This is a genomic window from Roseateles sp. GW821-FHT09H11, from assembly GCF_059415845.1.
The window spans coordinates 124,366-139,734 of the sequence record NZ_JBWKOA010000006.1 but is presented as its reverse complement, the minus strand read 5'-3'; the positions used below and the strand labels follow the sequence as shown (position 1 = coordinate 139,734).

The following is a 15,369-nucleotide window of genomic DNA, read 5'->3' as shown; positions in this document are numbered from 1 at the left end:
TCGCGGGCCGGGTCGGAGGATCGTTCCGACGGACTCAGGGCGTTCCCGGGGCGGCGCGGGTCAGACGGCGCCCGAGCCCGCGTGCGCACTGGCGCCCCCGTCGGTGCCCCCGTCAGCGCTCAGCGACCGGCAATGCTGGACGAGCCAGCGTGCGAAGGAACGCGCCGCGTCGCTGTCCGCGTGCCTCACCAAGCCATACGGCATCGCCGCCGGGACGGCGAGATCGAACAGGCGCTTGAGCGCGCCGCTGCGCAGGTAGGTCGCGGCCAGGCTCGGCCGGCCGAGCACGATGCCCTGGCCGCAGGCGGCGGCTTCCAGCGTGAGGCCCAGGTCGACGAAGCGCGTGCCCTGCGCGGGCTCGGGCCAGTCGAGGCCGGCGGCGCGCAGCCACGGCTGCCAGGGCTGCAGCGGCGTGCGCAGCAGCGGGGCCGAGGCCAGGTCGGCCGGCGCGTGGATGGCGGGCAGACGCGCGAGCAGCGACGGCGCGGCCATCGGCGTGATGACGTCGACCAGCAGGACATCGCCGCCCGCCGGGACGGTGCCGGCGAAGATCTCGACCTCGGCGGGGGGCGCGGGTTGGTCCAGAAACGGGGTGGACAACAGCAGTTCGAGCTCGATGTCCGGATGCTCGGCCTCGAAGCCGGGCAGGGCGGGGACCAGCACCTGGCGGGCGAAGGTCGGGGGGCTGGAGATGCTGAGCCGGACGACACGCTGCTGCTCGCGCCGGTGCAGCGGCACGGCGGCCAGCAGCGATAGCGCGGTCCGGACCTGGGCGAGGTACTCCTTGCCCGCGGCGGTCAGGCGCAGCGGGTTGCGCGTCAGCAGCGGCTGGCCGAGGCGTTCCTCCAGCGTCGCGATGCGCTTGCCGACGGCGCTTGCGCTGACGTGCAGCCCCTCGGCGGCGCGTTCCAGGCTGCCGAGCCGCGCGACGGCCTCGAAGGCCAGCAGGCCGTCGATCGAGGGCAGGCGCAAGGCGTCGGCCAGGGGCTCGTCAGGGGCGAAGCGCGAGGAGTCGCTCATGGGCGCGACTGTAGCGTCCGGAACTGCTCAGGCCCTCAGCGCTTCAGGGCGACGGATGTCGGGCGCCCGCGGCGCCGCACAGCACGGCTACAGTGGCGCGATGTCCGAAGTTCCCGATAGACGCCTGACTGCGGTTGCCGACGAGGTCCGCCACGAAGCTCGCGATGGGCTCCGCCCTGAGGCCTACGACGCCGCCTACGGGGCCGCGGTCGATGATGCGACCGTGCGTGTGTTGGAACAGGCTTCCCTGTGGCGCCGTCTGCCGTGGATGGTGGGCGGCGCGCTGAGCCTGGTGCTGGGCGTGATCGGCATCTTCCTGCCGCTCTTGCCGACGACCCCGTTCGTGCTGCTGGCCGCGTTCTGCTTCGCGCGCGGGTCTGCGCGCTGCGAGGCGTGGCTGGTCGGCCATCCCCGTTTCGGGCCGATGATCGTCCAGTGGCGCGCCAATCGTGCGGTGCCCCTCCGGGCCAAGCAGATGGCCTGGGGAATGATGGCGATCAGCTCGATCATTTCGGCCCTCGTCATGCCGGTCGTTCCCTGGTTACCCGCCGTCTGCTGCCTGGCGGTCGGCATCTGGCTCTGGCGTTTGCCTACTGCCTGATCCGACAGACGATGTTCCCACCAATCCCCTGATGGCCGCATCCAGAGCGACAAGGCCGGCGACGGTGATGAAGACGCGATTGGTGGTCATCAGTGCGCTGACGGCGGATGTCGACAACACGGCCGTCGACATCAAGAGACAAGGATAGAGCGAGAGTCCATCCCAGAGGTCACGCACGATGGGGCGATCGGCGGATCCCTTTCCCAGAAGGCGGACCCAGGCGGTGGCCAAGGCGGCGATCGCCACGCAAAGGACGTCGTGGATGGAGGCGTCGATGAAATCGGGCATTGCTGATGCTCCGTTCTCATATCAACGATTCCGCTCATTGCGGTCCAACCAGAGCGTGATCACTGCGGCGATCGCGATCGCCGCGAGGTCTCGGTAGACGCCCTGGGGAAAGAACAAGCCGCTGCAGACGCTCAGGAAACCGCCCCCTCCCAAGGTGGTTCGGATCACGCCGAACCAACGGTCGTAGGTGGACCTTCCCTCGAAGTGGAAATGGCTGGAAATTGAAGGAAGTGGGCTGCGCATGGATCGCTCTTCATGACTGCTGGAGCGATCACTGTGCGCGTCCATGGGCGTATCAAAATGCAAGCAGCCGGTCGCATGGGGGAGGCGTCGACGCAAGTCTTGCGAAATATCAACTTCCGTTCCTTCCTCTTCCACATCCTCATGACCGAGCGCATCGGTCGGTCACTCTGGCGTCGCACTGCGCCTCAACTGAACAGTGTCAGGTTCTCCGGCTTCGGTCTCGCGGGCGAGTCGTCCTTCGGTGCGGGCGCGGCTCGCCCCCGCGTCTTCGGTTCGACATCGCCCGGCCGGCTGAGCTTGCCGACCCGCACGCCGAGCAGCCGCAGCCGCTGGCTCAGGTCCACGCGCTTGAGGCACAGCCCCGCCGCGTGCCGGATCGAGGCCGCGTCCTGCACCGGCGCGTCGAGGGTCAGGTCGCGCGTCACCGTGCGGAAGCCTTCGAAGCGCAGCTTGATGCCGATCGTGCGCCCCAGGTAGCCCTTGCGCTGCAGGTCCGATGCCAGCTGCTCGCACAGCGCGGTGAAGATCCGCGACAGCTCCGGCCGGTCGCGCTTGGCATGCAGGTCGCGCTCGAAGGTCGTTTCGCGGCTGATGGACACCGGCTCGCTGTAGGTCACCACCGGCCGCTCGTCGAGGCCCCAGGCCGCCTGGTGCAGCCATGCGCTGTAGCCCGCGCCGAAATGCTGCAGCAGCAGCTCCGGCGCGGCGGCCGCGAGCTCGCCGATCGTGTGGATCTCCAGGCTCTCCAGCTTCGCGCCGGCCTTCGGCCCGATGCCGTTGATGCGCCGGACCGGCAGCGGCCAGATCTTCGTCGGCAGGTCCTCCATCATGATCAGCGTCAGGCCGTCGGGCTTGTCGAGCTCCGAGGCGATCTTCGACAGCAGCTTGTTCGGCGTCACCCCGATCGAGCAGGTCAGCCCGGTCGCGCGCTGCACCGAATTCTTGATCTCCCGCGCGATCCCCCGCACGCCGCCCAGCGGGTCGTGCCCGACCGCGTCGCGCGCGCCGGGCACGTCGGTGAGGTCGATGTAGATCTCGTCGATGCCGCGGTCCTCGATCACCGGCGCGATCTCGCGCACCGCCGCCTTGAACAGCCGCGAGAAGTGCCGGTACGAATCGAAGTCCGCCGGCAGCAGGATCGCCTGCGGCGCGCGCAGCGCCGCCTTCATCAGCCCCATCGCGGAGAACACGCCCAGGTCACGCGCCGCGTAGGTCGACGTGGTCACGACGCCGCGCCCGGTGTAGTCGGCGAGCTTGAAGAACTCGCGCGTGCCGTCGGGACGCTCCTGCGGCGTGTGGGCGCGCCGGCCGCCGACCACCACCGGCAAACCCTTGAGCTCCGGATAACGCAGCAGCTCCACGGACGCGTAGAACGCGTCCATGTCCAGATGGGCGATCAGGCGATCGGGCAACGCTGGCGTCGGCTCGGCCATGCGAAGGATTGTGAGCGCCGGCGCTGACAGTCGCTGTCAGCAGGGCCGGCGGCGGTCAGTGTCCGCAGCTCGTCGACCCGCAGGCCGAGACGGCCGACGCGGTGTCTGCGGCCTGGGCCTCGGCACTTCCCGCGGCCCGGATCGGATCGCGGCATTCGCCAGTCTTCGGATCGAAGCCGCGCTGTTCCATCGTGTAGACCAGCGCCGCGTCCATCATCTCGGCGTGACCGGGGAACCACTGCGACAGCTCGGTGCGCACGATCGCCAGCGGCTCGCGGTCGCCCAGCTCCTCGGCGTAGCGCACGACCTCGCGCATCACGTTCAGCACCATCGCATGCTGGCTGCTGTGGCAGTTCTCCGGCTCGAAGCCGGTCGCCGCCATCCAGCGCTCCTCCATCGCGAAGTGCTCTTCCGTGTGGGCCAGCAGTTCCTTGAACGCCGGCAGCGCGTCCTCGCCGCGATCGAGCGTGTCGGCGTAGCGGTTCAGCAGCGCGACGAATTCCTCGTGCGTGTGGTCGAGCTCCGGCTGATTCAGCACGAGCTCGTCGGTCCAGGCCAGCGCGCTCATGCTCAAGCCTTCACATCGGTGGTCGCCAGGCGCGCGCGGTGGCGCGCCACCTGTGCGCGCACCTGCGCCGGCGCCGTGCCGCCGAGGATGTTGCGCGCGTTCAGCGAGCCCTGCAGCGACAGCACCTCGTAGACGTCCTCGCCGATGCGCGGATCGAATTGCCGGAGCGACTCCAGCGGCAGCGCCGACAGGTCGATGCCCTGCGCCTGCGCCGTCTTCACCGCGTGCGCGACGATCTCGTGCGCGTCGCGGAAGGCCAGGCCCTGCTTGACCAGGTAGTCCGCCAAGTCGGTCGCCGTCGCGTAGCCCTTGAGCGCGGCGCGCTCCATCGCGTCGGCCTTGACCGTCAGGCCGGCCATCATCTCCGCGAAGATCCGCAGCGTGTCGCTCAGCGTGTCGACGGTGTCGAACAGCGGCTCCTTGTCTTCCTGGTTGTCCTTGTTGTAGGCCAGCGGCTGGCCCTTCATCAACGTGATCAGGCCCATCAGGTGGCCCACCACGCGGCCGCTCTTGCCGCGCGCCAGCTCGGGCACGTCCGGGTTCTTCTTCTGCGGCATGATGCTCGACCCGGTGCAGAAGCGGTCCGGCAGCGCGATGAAGCCGAAGGCCTGGCTCATCCAGAGGATCAGTTCCTCCGACAGGCGCGAGATGTGCACCATGATCAGCGCGGCCGCGGCGCTGAACTCGATCGCGAAGTCGCGGTCGCTGACGGCGTCCAGGCTGTTCTGCGCGACGCCTTCCATGCCCAGCGTGCGCGCGACGCGCTCGCGGTCCAGCGGGTAGCTCGTGCCGGCCAGCGCGGCGGCGCCCAGCGGCAGGCGGTTCACGCGCTTGCGGGCATCGAGCAGCCGCTCGACGTCGCGGGCGAACATCTCGACGTAGGCCAGCATGTGATGACCGAAGGCCACCGGCTGCGCGACCTGCAGATGGGTGAAGCCCGGCAGGATCACGTCGGCGTGGCGCTCGGCCTGGTCGACCAGCACGCGCTGCAGCTCGGCGAGCAGGCCGACCAGCGTGTCCATCTCGCCGCGCAGCCACAGGCGCACGTCGGTGGCGACCTGGTCGTTGCGGCTGCGTCCGGTGTGCAGGCGCTTGCCGGCCAGCCCGACCAGCTCGGTCAGGCGGGCCTCGATGTTCAGGTGGACGTCTTCCAGGTCCAGCTTCCATTCGAAGCGGCCGGAGGCGATCTCCTCGCGGATCTGCGCCATGCCCTTCTGGATCGCGGCCAGGTCCTCGGCGCCGATGATCCCTTGCGCGGCCAGCATGTCCGCATGGGCCAGCGAGCCCTGGATGTCGGCGGCCCACAGGCGCTTGTCGAAGTCGACGCTGGCGGTGTAGCGCTTGACCAGCTCGCTCACGGGCTCGGAGAACAGGGCGGACCAGGCCTGTGTCTTGTTGGCGAGCTGGTTGTCGGCGACCGGCGGGGTGGACGAGGAGTCAGTGGGGGAGGAGGACATCGGCTTGCAAGGCGTTACGACTTCGCGGCGCCCCGGGCGTATCCGCATGGGAAGCGGGCGGACGCCTGGGTGAGAATGAGCCGCCGATTCTAAAGGGGCGCCGCCGTGGCGCCCGAGGGGCTGCAGTCAGAGGACAGGACAGTGCGGGGACGGGAGGATCCGATGGCCACGAAGGCAAGGAACGGGAGCTCGCCCGGGAAGGACCCGTGGCGGTCGACCCAGCCGTCGCCGGAGGCGATGGACGCGCTGGCGCCGTCCACCCAACCCATGAGCACGCAACCGCTGGACAGCCGGCCGATGCCGATGCAGCCCGCCTGGGAGGAAACCCGCCTGGACGCGCGGGCGGCCGAGCCGCCACGCCTGATCGACGCGCAGCGGCGCTTCGACGTCTGCCATGTCGGCCTGGTGTTGCGCGCGGTGCTGGGCGTGCAGCTGGTGCTGTCGCTGGGGCTGGCGATGACCTCGGAGACCGTGGCGCAATGGACCTGGTCGATGGGCGGGGCCTCCGTCGCGGCGCTGAGCGGCGTGCTGGCCTGGCTGCTGATCGTGTGCGCGGCCAAGCGCGTGCTGGCGCGCTTGCCCGAGTGGGCGCAATGGACGCTGCCGATCGGGCTCGGCGCGATCTGCGCACACGGCGGTGCGCTCCTGTTGGAGGCCGTGGACATCGGCATGCTGGGCACCTTGCAGCGCACCGCGGCGGTGCTGGCGGGGGCGATGGCGGCGGGGGTGCTGCTCGGCTGGCTCAAGCTGCGCGAGCGCGCGCAGGCGCCGGCCGACGCGCTGGCGCGGCTGGTGGAGCTGCAATCGCGCATCCGGCCGCACTTCCTGTTCAACACGCTGAACACCGCGATCGCGCTGGTGCGCGTCGATCCGAACCGCGCCGAGGAAGTGCTGGAGGATCTGGCCGAGCTGTTCCGGGTGGCGCTCGCGGACGCGGGACCGACCGCCGAAGGGGTGCGCCTGGACCAGGAGGTCGAACTGGCGCGACGTTACCTGGCGATCGAGCAGTTGCGCTTCGGCGACCGGCTGCGCGTGCATTGGCAGCTGGATCCGCATGCCGCGGAAGCGCGCGTGCCGCCGCTGCTGCTGCAGCCGCTGGTGGAGAACGCCGTGCGCCATGGCGTCGAGCCCAACGACGGCGGCGGCGATGTCGACATCGTGACGCGCGCGCGCGGCAGCGAGATCGAGATCCGCGTCGTCAACACGGTCGGCCTGCCGTCGCGCGGCAAGGGGCACGGACTGGCGCTGCGCAATGTGCGGCAGCGCTTGAGGCTGATGCACGACGTGGCGGCGCGCCTGGAGGCGGGTCCCGGCGAGGGACGATTCGTGGTGCGCATCGTGATGCCGCGCTGAGGCGGCACATCGCGACGATCACGGGGGTTATGAAAGCAATGGGACGGGAGGGAAGGACATGCTGACGCATCCGCCGCTGAGGGTCTTGATCGTCGACGACGAGCCGCTGGCGCGGCTGCGATTGCGCGGCCTGGTCGAGGCCAACGAGGAACCGCGCGCCGAGGTCGTCGCCGAGGCCGGCAGCGGCGACCAGGCGCTGGCGTGGCTCAAGGACCATGCCTGCGACCTGATCCTGCTGGACGTGCAGATGCCGGGCCTGGACGGGCTCGGACTGGCGCAGGCGCTCCGCGGACGGCCCTTCGCGCCGGCCATCGTGTTCGTCACCGCGCATGCGCAGCACGCGCTGCTGGCCTTCGAGCTGGAGGCCCTGGACTACCTGACCAAGCCGGTGCGGCGCGAGCGGCTGCAGGCCAGCCTGTCGAGAGCCGTGCAGCGCATCGACGAACGGGCCGCGGCCAAGGCGCGCGAGGAGCGCGACGTCAACGGCCAGGAATCGTCGCCGGGCACGGAGGCGCCCGTCATCAACATCACCGAGCGCGGACGGCTGCTGCGCGTGCCGCTGGCGGAAGTGCTCTATTTCAAGGCCGAGCTCAAGTACCTCACGCTGCGCACCGCGACGCAGAGCCATGTCATGGACGGCTCGCTCAGCGATCTGGAGCAGCGCCTGGGCGACCGCTTCCTGCGCGTGCATCGCAACGCGCTGGTCGCGCGGTCGGCGGTGCGCGAGCTTGAGCGCCACGTGCCGACCGACGGTCCCGCCGACGGCGATGGCGACAACGGCGGCGAACTCGGATGGGCGGTGCGGATCGCCCATGTGAATGAATGGCTGGCCGTCTCGAGACGGCAGGTCGCCGCCGTGCGGGAGGCCCTGGCAGGCCAGCGCTGACGCACCAGCCCGCGCGACCTCAGCCGGTGTTGCGCAAGCCCGCCGCGATGCCGTTGATGGACAGGTGGATCCCGCGCTGGACGCGTTCCAGCCGCGGATCCTCCGCGCGTTTCTCCGCCGGGATCGCGCGGTAGCGCCGCATCAGCTCGACCTGCAGGTGGTTCAGCGGATCGATGTAGGGGAACCGGTGTTCGATCGAACGGGCCAGCGCCGGATTGGCCGCGAGGCGGCCGCTCTCGCCGGTGATCAGCGCGATGGCTTCCTCGGTGCGCGCGAACTCGGTCTCGATCGCGCCGAAGATGCGCTTGGCCAGGCGCTTGTCCTCGACGAGCTCCAGGTAGCGGCGCGCGATGTCCAGGTCGGCCTTCGCGAGCACCATGTCCAGGTTGGACAGCAGCGTCTTGAAGAACGGCCATTGCTTGTGCATGCGCTTGAGCAGGGCCAGCTTCTCGTCGCGGCCCGCCTTGTCCTTGCCGAGGAAGTCCTGGATGCCCGAGCCGAAGCCGCACCAGCCCGGCAGCGTGATGCGCGACTGTCCCCAGCTGAAGCCCCACGGGATCGCCCGCAGGTCCTCGATCGCGCGCGTCGCCTTGCGCGAGGCGGGACGCGAGCCGATGTTGAGCTCGGCGATCTCGCGGATCGGTGTCGTGGCGAAGAAGAAGTCGGCGAAGCCCGGCGTGTCGTAGACCAGCCCGCGGTAGGCCGCGAAGCTCGCGTCCGACAGCGCCTGCGCCGCGGTCATGAAGGCCTGCGGCGCCTGCTTGGTGGGATGCAGCAGCGTGGCCTCGAGCGTCGCGGCGACCAGCGTCTCCAGGTTGCGCCGGCCGATCTCCGGGTTGGCGTACTTGGAGTTGATGACCTCGCCCTGCTCGGTGAGCCGGATCTGCCCGTTCACCGTCCCGGGCGGCTGCGCGAGGATGGCCTGGTAGCTCGGACCGCCGCCGCGGCCCACCGTGCCGCCGCGGCCGTGGAACAGCCGCAGCGTCAGCGGTCCCTGCTGGCGCAGTTCGTCGAAGAGCTTCACCAGCGCGATCTCGGCGCGGTACAGCTCCCAGCTGCTGGTGAACACGCCGCCGTCCTTGTTGGAGTCGGAGTAGCCCAGCATGATGTCCTGCTCGCCGCCGGAGCGCCGCACCAGCGCGGCCATGCCGGGCAGCTCGTAGAAGCCGCGCATGATGCCGGGCGCGTTGCGCAGGTCGGCGATGGTCTCGAACAGCGGCACCACGATCAGGTCGCTGACCGCGTCGCCGTCGAGCGTGCCGCGCAGCAGGCCGACTTCCTTGAGCAGCAGCTGGACCTCCAGCAGGTCGCTGACGTCCTCGGTGTGCGAAATGATGTAGTGGCGCAGCGCCTCGCGGCCGAAGCGTTTCAGCGACTCGCGCGCGGTCTCGAAGATCGCCAGCTCGCCCAGCGTGCGCTCGCTGTAGTCGACGCCCAGCACCCGCAGCGGGCGCGTCTGGTTCAGCAGGTCGATCAGCAGCGCGCGGCGCTCCTGCTCGCCGAGTGCCGAGTAGTCCTCGCAGACGCGCGCCGTCTTCAGCAGCTCGACGATGGTGAGCTCGTGCTGGTCGCTGCTCTGGCGCAGGTCCAGCGTCGCCAGGTGGAAGCCGAAGACCTGCACCGCGCGGATCAGCGGCTTGAGCCGCGGCGCGATCAGCGCGTGCGCATGGTGGTGCTCGAGCGATTCCTTGATGATCCGCAGGTCCGCGAGCAGTTCCTCGGGCGACAGGTACGGGTCCTGCGGCGCGACCGCGTGGCGCAGCGCCTCGGTGCCGGTCAGCGACTCGAGCGTCGCCGCCAGCCGCGCGTACATGCCGGTCAGCGCGCGCCGGTAGGGCTCGTCCATCCGATGCTCGTTCTGGTCGGGGCTGCGCTCGGCCAGGGCCTGCATCGCCGGCGTGACGCCCGCCAGGCGCAGCGAGATCGACAGCTCCGCGCCCAGTTCGTGCATCTCGGTCAGGTAGTGGCGCAGCGCCAGCTCGCTCTGGCGGCGCAGCGCGAGGCGCATCGTGTCGGCGGTGACGTTGGGATTGCCGTCGCGGTCGCCGCCGATCCACTGGCCCATGCGCAGGAAGGGCGGCACGTCCTCGCCGGGCAGCGCCTCCTCCAGCTCGGTGTAGAGCTTGGGGATCTCGCGCAGGAAGGTCGCGTGGTAGTAGCTCAGCGCGTTCTCGATCTCGTCGGCGACGGTCAGCTTCGAGTAGCGCAGCATCCGCGTCTGCCACAGCTGCGTGACGCGGGCGCGGATCAGGAGTTCGTTCGCGGCCAGTTCGCGCTCGGTGTGCAAGCGGTCGCGCGCGCCGACCAGTTCGGCGACGGCGCGTTCGGCGTCCAGGATGCTCTTGCGCTGCACCTCGGTCGGGTGGGCCGTCAGCACCGGCGACACGAAGCCGTGCGCCAGCGTCTTCGCGACCTCCGCCGGCCGCACGCCGGCGTCGAACAGCCGCTCCAGCGCATAGCCCAGCGATCCCGGCTGCAGCGAGCCCTCGCGCTCGTGCACCTCGCGGCGGCGCACGTGGTGGCGGTCCTCGGCGATGTTGGCCAGGTGCGAGAAATAGCTGAACGCGCGGATCACGCTCACCGTCTGCTCGCCCGACAAGCCCTTGAGCAGCTTGTCCATCTGCTTGCCGGCCTGGGTGTCCCGCTTCAGGCGGAAGGCCACCGACAGCTGACGCACGCGCTCCACCAGTTCGTAGGCCTCGCGGCCTTCCTGCTCGCGGATCACCTCGCCCAGGATGCGGCCCAGCAGGCGGATGTCGTCCATCAGCGGCTGGTTCTTGTCCTTGATGGTCTTGATCGAACGGGTGCCCGTCGTCCCCTTGAGGGTGGGCCTGGGGGCAGGCTTGGCGACCGCCTGGCTCGTCGACTTCGGCGCCGACTTCAGTGTCGATTTGGGCGTCGATTTCGGCGTCGTCTTGGGGGCAGGTGTTGCCGCCGGCTTGGCGCGGGACTTCGAGGAGGCGGGGGTGGTACTGGCGGGCATGGCGGCGTCAGAGGTTCGTCAGGGACCGGGGGAGGGGGTGATGTAACGAAGTTACCTTCGGTTGACTTTAGCAGTTTCTTCGTGCGCGGCTCGCCCGTTGGCGTGGCCTGGCGTGGCGCGCGCGCCGCGATTTGCTCCGGGATCGCGCAAGCGACGCTTCGCGGCAAACGAGCTTCCCTCCATGGAGGGACGACAGGCGCATCCGCTCGGCTAGCATGCCGGCCCATGAACCAAGAATTCGTGATCGCCACGCGCGAGAGCCGTCTGGCGCTCTGGCAGGCGGAACATGTGCAGGCGCTGCTGCGCGCACGCGGCCTGGACGTGACGCTGCTCGGGATGACGACGCGCGGTGACCAGATCCTGGACCGGACCTTGTCCAAGGTCGGCGGCAAGGGCCTGTTCGTGAAGGAGCTGGAGACGGCGCTCGAGGACGGCCGCGCGCAGCTGGCGGTGCACTCGTTGAAGGATGTGCCGATGGAGCTGCCGCCGGGCTTCGTGCTCGCGGCGGTGCTGGAACGCGAGGACCCGCGCGACGCGCTCGTGTCGTCGACGTACGCGAACCTGGCGGCGCTGCCGCAAGGCGCGTGCGTGGGCACGTCCAGCCTGCGCCGCGTGACCCAGCTGAAGAACCTGCGCCCGGACCTGCGCATCGAGCCGCTGCGCGGCAACCTCGACACGCGGCTGCGCAAGCTCGACGAGGGCCAGTACGACGCGATCGTGCTCGCCGCCGCCGGCCTGAAGCGCCTGAACCTGGACGGCCGCATCCGCCAGTACTTCGACATCGACGAGATGATCCCGTGCGCGGGGCAGGGCGCGCTGGGCATCGAGATCCGTGCGGGCCAAGCGCCTTTGAGCGCGCATCTGGAGGCGCTGGCGCACCGGCCGACGTGGCTGGCCGCCGCGGCGGAGCGCGCGGTCTCGCGCGAACTCGGCGGCAGTTGCTCGATGCCGCTGGCCGCGCACGCGGTCTGGACGGCCGATGGCCAGTTGACGCTCTCCGTCGCCCTGGGACATCCGATCGAGCCGGAGCGGGCGCTGCTGCGATCCGGCGCGCAGGCGGCGGTGGCGGACCTGGAGGCCGCCGAGGCCTTGGGCATCGCCGCCGCCTCGGCGCTGCGCGAGCTCGGGGCTGCCGCGTACCTGAAGGACGTCTGATGCCGGGCGCCGTCGCCCCGGTCCGTTTGATCCTGACCCGTCCGCGGGCCCAGGCCGACGACTGGGCGAGACGCATGGCCGCCTTGGGGGTGCCGACCGACTCGCTGCCCCTGATCGAGATCGAACCGGCTGATGATCCGGCGCCCATCGCGGCCGCCTGGTCGATCCTGCCGGCCATGGCGCTGGCGATGTTCGTCAGTCCCAACGCGGTGGAGCACTTCTTCGACCATCGTCCCGCCGGGGCCGCCTGGCCCGAACGGACCTGGGCGGCGACCGTCGGCCCCGGCAGCGCGCGGGCACTGGTCGAGCGCGGCGTGCCGCAGGCGCGCCTTGTCCAACCGCCGGCGGTATCCGACAGCCTCGACTCGGAACACCTCTGGCCGGAGCTGGTCCGCGTCGCGGGCTCGGACTGGTCCGGCCGCCGTGCGCTGCTGGTGCGCGGCGATGGCGGGCGGGAATGGCTGGGTGACCGGCTGCGCGATGCCGGCGCGGAGGTGGAGGCGGTCAGCGTCTACCGCCGGACCTGCCCCCGGCTCTCGGAGGAGACGGCCGCGCTGCTGCGCGCGGCGATGGCCGCGCCGGAGCGTCATGTCTGGCTCTTCAGCAGTTCGGAGGCGATCGGCCACCTGGAGGCCCTCGAAAAGGGGACGCGGGCGGACAGCGTCGAGGGGGGGCGTGGCGACCCGTCTCTCCCCGGTTGGGGGCACGTCCGGGCGCTGGCGACCCACGAACGCATCGCGGCCCGCGCACAAGCCCTCGGGGTGGGGCATGTGGTTTTGGTGCGACCGGAAGCGGAGGCCGTCGCGGCCGGGTTCCGGATGCTGTCAGGGTCCACCCTAGAATCGCCGACGTGAGCGAGACCACCACCCCCGCAGCCGACGTTTCGTCGACCCACAAGCCCGCCCGGCAATCCGGCGCCACCTTGACCCAGGCCGTCGTGGCCGGCGTCGGCCTGGTGGCCCTGCTGGCCCTCGGTCTGGCCTGGCAGAGCCAGCAGCGGCTCAAGCAGGTCGAACAGGAGCTGGTCCGGCGCCAGGACAGCAGCCAGAGCGAAGCCAACATCGCCCGCGACCAGGCGCGCCAGGCGCAGGACCTCAGCCGTGACACCGCGGCCAAGGTCGCGCTGCTGGACGCGCGTCTGTCCGAGGTCGCCGTGCAGCGCGAGCAGCTCGAGACGCTGATGCAGTCGATGAACCGCTCGCGCGACGAGAACGTGGTCGGTGACATCGAGGCCTCGCTGCGGGTCGCGATGCAGCAGAGCACCATCACCGGCAGCGCCGAACCGCTGGTGGCCGCGCTGCGGCAGGCCGACGAGCGGCTGGGCCGCTACAAGCAACCGCGCCTGGAAGGTGTCCGCCGCGCCGTGACGCGGGACCTGGAACGCATCAAGGCGGTCAGCGTCGTCGACGTGTCGACGCTGACGATCAAGCTGGACGAGGTCGTGCGCCAGGTCGACGACCTCCCGCTGCTGGCGGTCGCCCAGCCGGGGCAGGATCCCTCCGGCGCGACCGCCGCGTCGGGTGCTCCGGCCGCGCAACACCCGACCCCGTCGCCCGCCGCCGTGAAGACCGCCGCGCCGCGCAAGCCCGCCTCCGGGGCATCGGCCGGCGCTTCGCAGGCCGACGGGGACGGTGAACCTGGCTGGTGGACCCGCCTCTGGGACCAGGCCGGCGATCGCTGGACGACGCTGTCCGGCGACGTCTGGCGCGAGGCGCGCGGTCTGCTGCGTGTGACCCGCATCGACCATCCCGAGGCGGCTCTGATCGCACCCGAGCAGTCCTTCTTCCTTCGCGAGAACCTCAAGCTGCGGCTGTTGAACGCCAGACTGGCGCTGCTGAGCCGGCAGTTCGACACCGCGCAGGTCGACCTGCGCGAGGCGCAGGCGATGCTGGACCGCTACTTCGACGCGCGCTCACGCAAGTTGACCCAGACGACGGAGTTGCTGCGTCAGGTGCAGGGCCAGTCCCGTCAGGTGAGCGTGCCGCGCCCCGACGACACGCTGGCCGCGCTGAGCGCGGTCGCGCGCTGAGGAGATCGCCATGCGCATGGTGATCTGGCTGGTGCTGCTGTTCGTCGCCGCCGTGGTGGCGGCGCTCACGCTGGGCAACAACGACGGTCTCGCCAGCTTCTACTGGCGCGGCTGGCGGATGGACCTGTCGCTCAACCTGTTCCTGCTGCTGCTGGTGGCGGGCTGCTTTGCGCTGATGACGCTGATGCAGACGCTGGACGCGCTGCTGACGCTGCCCAAGCGCGCGCGCCTGTGGCGCATGGCCCAGCGCGAGCGCAGCGCCCAGATCGCCTTGCGCGAGGCGTGGGCGGAATATTTCGGCGCCCGTTACAGCCGTGCGCAGAAGGCGGCGCAGCGCGCGCTCGCCATCCAGGCGCAGACGCCCGACCTGGCGCAGGACGGCGCCTTCATGGCCCTGGCGCACCTGGTGGCGGCACAGAGCGCGCACCGGCTGCAGGACAGACGCAACCGCGACGAGCACCTCCGTCAGGCCCTGCAGGTGGCGGCGACGACGGCCGGTGCCCGTGTGCAGGAAGAGGGCGCGAGATTGCTGGCCGCCGAATGGGCGCTCGACGATCGCGACGCGCCGCGCGCGTTGGGGCTGCTGAGGGAACTCACGCCGGGTGTCGCGCGCCGCACGCAGGCGCTGCGGCTGAAGCTGCAGGGCAGCCGGCTCGCGCACGAGCCGCTCGAGGCGCTGCGCACCGCGCGCCTGCTGGCCAAGCACCAGGGCTTCTCGAAGGCGGCGGCGCAGGGGCTGCTGCGCTCGCTCGCCTGCGAGGCGCTGGACACTGCGCGCGACATCGATCAACTGCGCGGCATCTGGCAGCAACTGGACGCGTCGGATCGGCGCGATGTGTTCGTGGCCTCGCGTGCCGCGAACTGCGCGGCCGGTCTCGGGGCGCCCGAGGACGGGCGGGGCTGGCTGCGACCGTTTTGGGAATCGATCGCCGAGCAGGGCTCGGACGAACGCCAGGCGTTGGCCGAGGCGCTGGTGTTGTGCATGCCGGGCCTGGGGCCGGAGTGGCTGCAGCGGCTGGAGGGCGCCGTGCAGCGCTTCCCCCGCGACGGCATGATGGCGTTCGCGCTGGGCCACGCGCTGGCGGAACGGCAGTTGTGGGGCAAGGCGCGCCTGATGTTGGAGCAGGCCGCCGAGGACCGCGAACTGACGGTCAACGCGCGTCGCCGCAGTTGGCTGCGGCTGGCCGAGATGGCGGACCAGGACGACGACGCGGAACGCCGCGCCCGCTGTTACGAAGCCGCCGCGCGCTTGGGCTGAGGGTTCGCGTGGGACGCAGCCCGGTCGATGGAATGATTTTTCGACGAGATACTTGCAGACCCGCAAAAATGCATGCTATAGTCGCAGTCTTTCAG

Annotated in this window: 14 protein-coding genes; 7 read left to right on the top strand and 7 right to left on the bottom strand. The window is 70.6% G+C overall.

Annotated features, from left to right (window positions below; translation table 11 throughout):
* Window positions 1-60: 60 nt before the first annotated feature.
* Window positions 61-1,020, bottom strand: a complete 960-nt coding sequence (locus AC07PR_RS20110; RefSeq protein ID WP_495136343.1) for a LysR family transcriptional regulator — start codon at window positions 1,018-1,020, stop codon at window positions 61-63.
* Between the two features lie 100 nt (window positions 1,021-1,120).
* Between AC07PR_RS20110 and AC07PR_RS20105 the strand changes: the two genes are divergently transcribed.
* On the top strand, window positions 1,121-1,621 hold the full coding sequence (locus tag AC07PR_RS20105; protein WP_495136342.1) for a YbaN family protein: 501 nt from the start codon (window positions 1,121-1,123) through the stop codon (window positions 1,619-1,621).
* On the opposite strand, the gene AC07PR_RS20100 is transcribed toward AC07PR_RS20105, so the two are convergent.
* The 5 genes from AC07PR_RS20100 to argH all read right to left on the bottom strand — a co-directional run bounded on the left by AC07PR_RS20100 (window position 1,562) and on the right by argH (window position 5,610).
* On the bottom strand, window positions 1,562-1,909 hold the full coding sequence (locus tag AC07PR_RS20100) for a hypothetical protein (protein WP_495136341.1): 348 nt from the start codon (window positions 1,907-1,909) through the stop codon (window positions 1,562-1,564). The two genes, AC07PR_RS20105 and AC07PR_RS20100, sit on opposite strands and share 60 nt — an antisense overlap.
* A gap of 21 nt (window positions 1,910-1,930) precedes the next feature.
* Window positions 1,931-2,197, bottom strand: a complete 267-nt coding sequence (locus tag AC07PR_RS20095) for a hypothetical protein (RefSeq protein ID WP_495136340.1) — start codon at window positions 2,195-2,197, stop codon at window positions 1,931-1,933.
* Between the two features lie 140 nt (window positions 2,198-2,337).
* The gene (gene dinB, locus AC07PR_RS20090) at window positions 2,338-3,585 is read right to left on the bottom strand and encodes a DNA polymerase IV (protein WP_377156245.1); all 1,248 of its coding nucleotides are present in this window, start codon (window positions 3,583-3,585) and stop codon (window positions 2,338-2,340) included.
* Between the two features lie 55 nt (window positions 3,586-3,640).
* Complete coding sequence (locus AC07PR_RS20085) at window positions 3,641-4,153, bottom strand: hemerythrin domain-containing protein (protein WP_495136339.1); 513 nt, start codon at window positions 4,151-4,153, stop codon at window positions 3,641-3,643.
* A 2-nt stretch (window positions 4,154-4,155) separates the two neighbouring features.
* Complete coding sequence (gene argH / locus AC07PR_RS20080; RefSeq protein WP_483105683.1) at window positions 4,156-5,610, bottom strand: argininosuccinate lyase; 1,455 nt, start codon at window positions 5,608-5,610, stop codon at window positions 4,156-4,158.
* A 162-nt stretch (window positions 5,611-5,772) separates the two neighbouring features.
* On the opposite strand from argH, the gene AC07PR_RS20075 reads away from it, so the two are divergent.
* On the top strand, window positions 5,773-6,963 hold the full coding sequence (locus AC07PR_RS20075; protein WP_483105684.1) for a sensor histidine kinase: 1,191 nt from the start codon (window positions 5,773-5,775) through the stop codon (window positions 6,961-6,963).
* 58 nt (window positions 6,964-7,021) lie between these two features.
* On the top strand, window positions 7,022-7,849 hold the full coding sequence (locus AC07PR_RS20070; protein ID WP_483105685.1) for a LytR/AlgR family response regulator transcription factor: 828 nt from the start codon (window positions 7,022-7,024) through the stop codon (window positions 7,847-7,849).
* A gap of 19 nt (window positions 7,850-7,868) precedes the next feature.
* Here AC07PR_RS20070 and ppc read toward each other — a convergent pair whose 3' ends face one another.
* Window positions 7,869-10,832 (bottom strand): phosphoenolpyruvate carboxylase, encoded by a 2,964-nt coding sequence (ppc, locus tag AC07PR_RS20065; RefSeq protein ID WP_495136338.1) that lies wholly within the window; start codon window positions 10,830-10,832, stop codon window positions 7,869-7,871.
* Window positions 10,833-11,057: 225 nt separating this feature from the next.
* Here ppc and hemC point away from each other — a divergent pair, with 225 nt between their 5' ends.
* From hemC to AC07PR_RS20045, 4 genes are read left to right on the top strand one after another with little or no spacing between them, the layout of a single operon-like run.
* Entirely contained in the window at window positions 11,058-11,987 is a 930-nt protein-coding gene (gene hemC, locus AC07PR_RS20060; protein WP_495136337.1) for a hydroxymethylbilane synthase, read from the top strand.
* Window positions 11,987-12,841 carry a uroporphyrinogen-III synthase gene (locus AC07PR_RS20055; protein WP_495136336.1) on the top strand — a complete coding sequence of 285 codons (855 nt, stop codon included), beginning with the start codon at window positions 11,987-11,989 and terminating at the stop codon, window positions 12,839-12,841. Before hemC ends, AC07PR_RS20055 begins: the two co-directional genes overlap by 1 nt.
* Window positions 12,838-14,016: a uroporphyrinogen-III C-methyltransferase gene (locus tag AC07PR_RS20050; protein WP_495136335.1), complete on the top strand. Its 1,179-nt coding sequence runs from the start codon at window positions 12,838-12,840 to the stop codon at window positions 14,014-14,016. The genes AC07PR_RS20055 and AC07PR_RS20050 overlap by 4 nt, the downstream gene beginning before the upstream one ends.
* Window positions 14,017-14,026: 10 nt before the next feature.
* Window positions 14,027-15,274 carry a heme biosynthesis HemY N-terminal domain-containing protein gene (locus tag AC07PR_RS20045; RefSeq protein ID WP_495136334.1) on the top strand — a complete coding sequence of 416 codons (1,248 nt, stop codon included), beginning with the start codon at window positions 14,027-14,029 and terminating at the stop codon, window positions 15,272-15,274.
* Window positions 15,275-15,369 lie beyond the last annotated feature (95 nt).

What these genes read in the sequence shown, in the direction of transcription:
- AC07PR_RS20055 (WP_495136336.1), top strand. Translation starts at nt 11,987, where the DNA reads ATGCCGGGCGCCGTCGCCCCGGTCCGTTTGATCCTGACCCGTCCGCGG.
- argH (WP_483105683.1), bottom strand. Translation starts at nt 5,610, where the DNA reads ATGTCCTCCTCCCCCACTGACTCCTCGTCCACCCCGCCGGTCGCCGAC.
- AC07PR_RS20085 (WP_495136339.1), bottom strand. Translation starts at nt 4,153, where the DNA reads ATGAGCGCGCTGGCCTGGACCGACGAGCTCGTGCTGAATCAGCCGGAG.
- dinB (WP_377156245.1), bottom strand. Translation starts at nt 3,585, where the DNA reads ATGGCCGAGCCGACGCCAGCGTTGCCCGATCGCCTGATCGCCCATCTG.
- AC07PR_RS20100 (WP_495136341.1), bottom strand. Translation starts at nt 1,909, where the DNA reads ATGCCCGATTTCATCGACGCCTCCATCCACGACGTCCTTTGCGTGGCG.
- AC07PR_RS20070 (WP_483105685.1), top strand. Translation starts at nt 7,022, where the DNA reads ATGCTGACGCATCCGCCGCTGAGGGTCTTGATCGTCGACGACGAGCCG.
- AC07PR_RS20095 (WP_495136340.1), bottom strand. Translation starts at nt 2,197, where the DNA reads ATGGACGCGCACAGTGATCGCTCCAGCAGTCATGAAGAGCGATCCATG.
- ppc (WP_495136338.1), bottom strand. Translation starts at nt 10,832, where the DNA reads ATGCCCGCCAGTACCACCCCCGCCTCCTCGAAGTCCCGCGCCAAGCCG.
- AC07PR_RS20045 (WP_495136334.1), top strand. Translation starts at nt 14,027, where the DNA reads ATGCGCATGGTGATCTGGCTGGTGCTGCTGTTCGTCGCCGCCGTGGTG.
- AC07PR_RS20105 (WP_495136342.1), top strand. Translation starts at nt 1,121, where the DNA reads ATGTCCGAAGTTCCCGATAGACGCCTGACTGCGGTTGCCGACGAGGTC.
- AC07PR_RS20075 (WP_483105684.1), top strand. Translation starts at nt 5,773, where the DNA reads ATGGCCACGAAGGCAAGGAACGGGAGCTCGCCCGGGAAGGACCCGTGG.
- hemC (WP_495136337.1), top strand. Translation starts at nt 11,058, where the DNA reads ATGAACCAAGAATTCGTGATCGCCACGCGCGAGAGCCGTCTGGCGCTC.
- AC07PR_RS20110 (WP_495136343.1), bottom strand. Translation starts at nt 1,020, where the DNA reads ATGAGCGACTCCTCGCGCTTCGCCCCTGACGAGCCCCTGGCCGACGCC.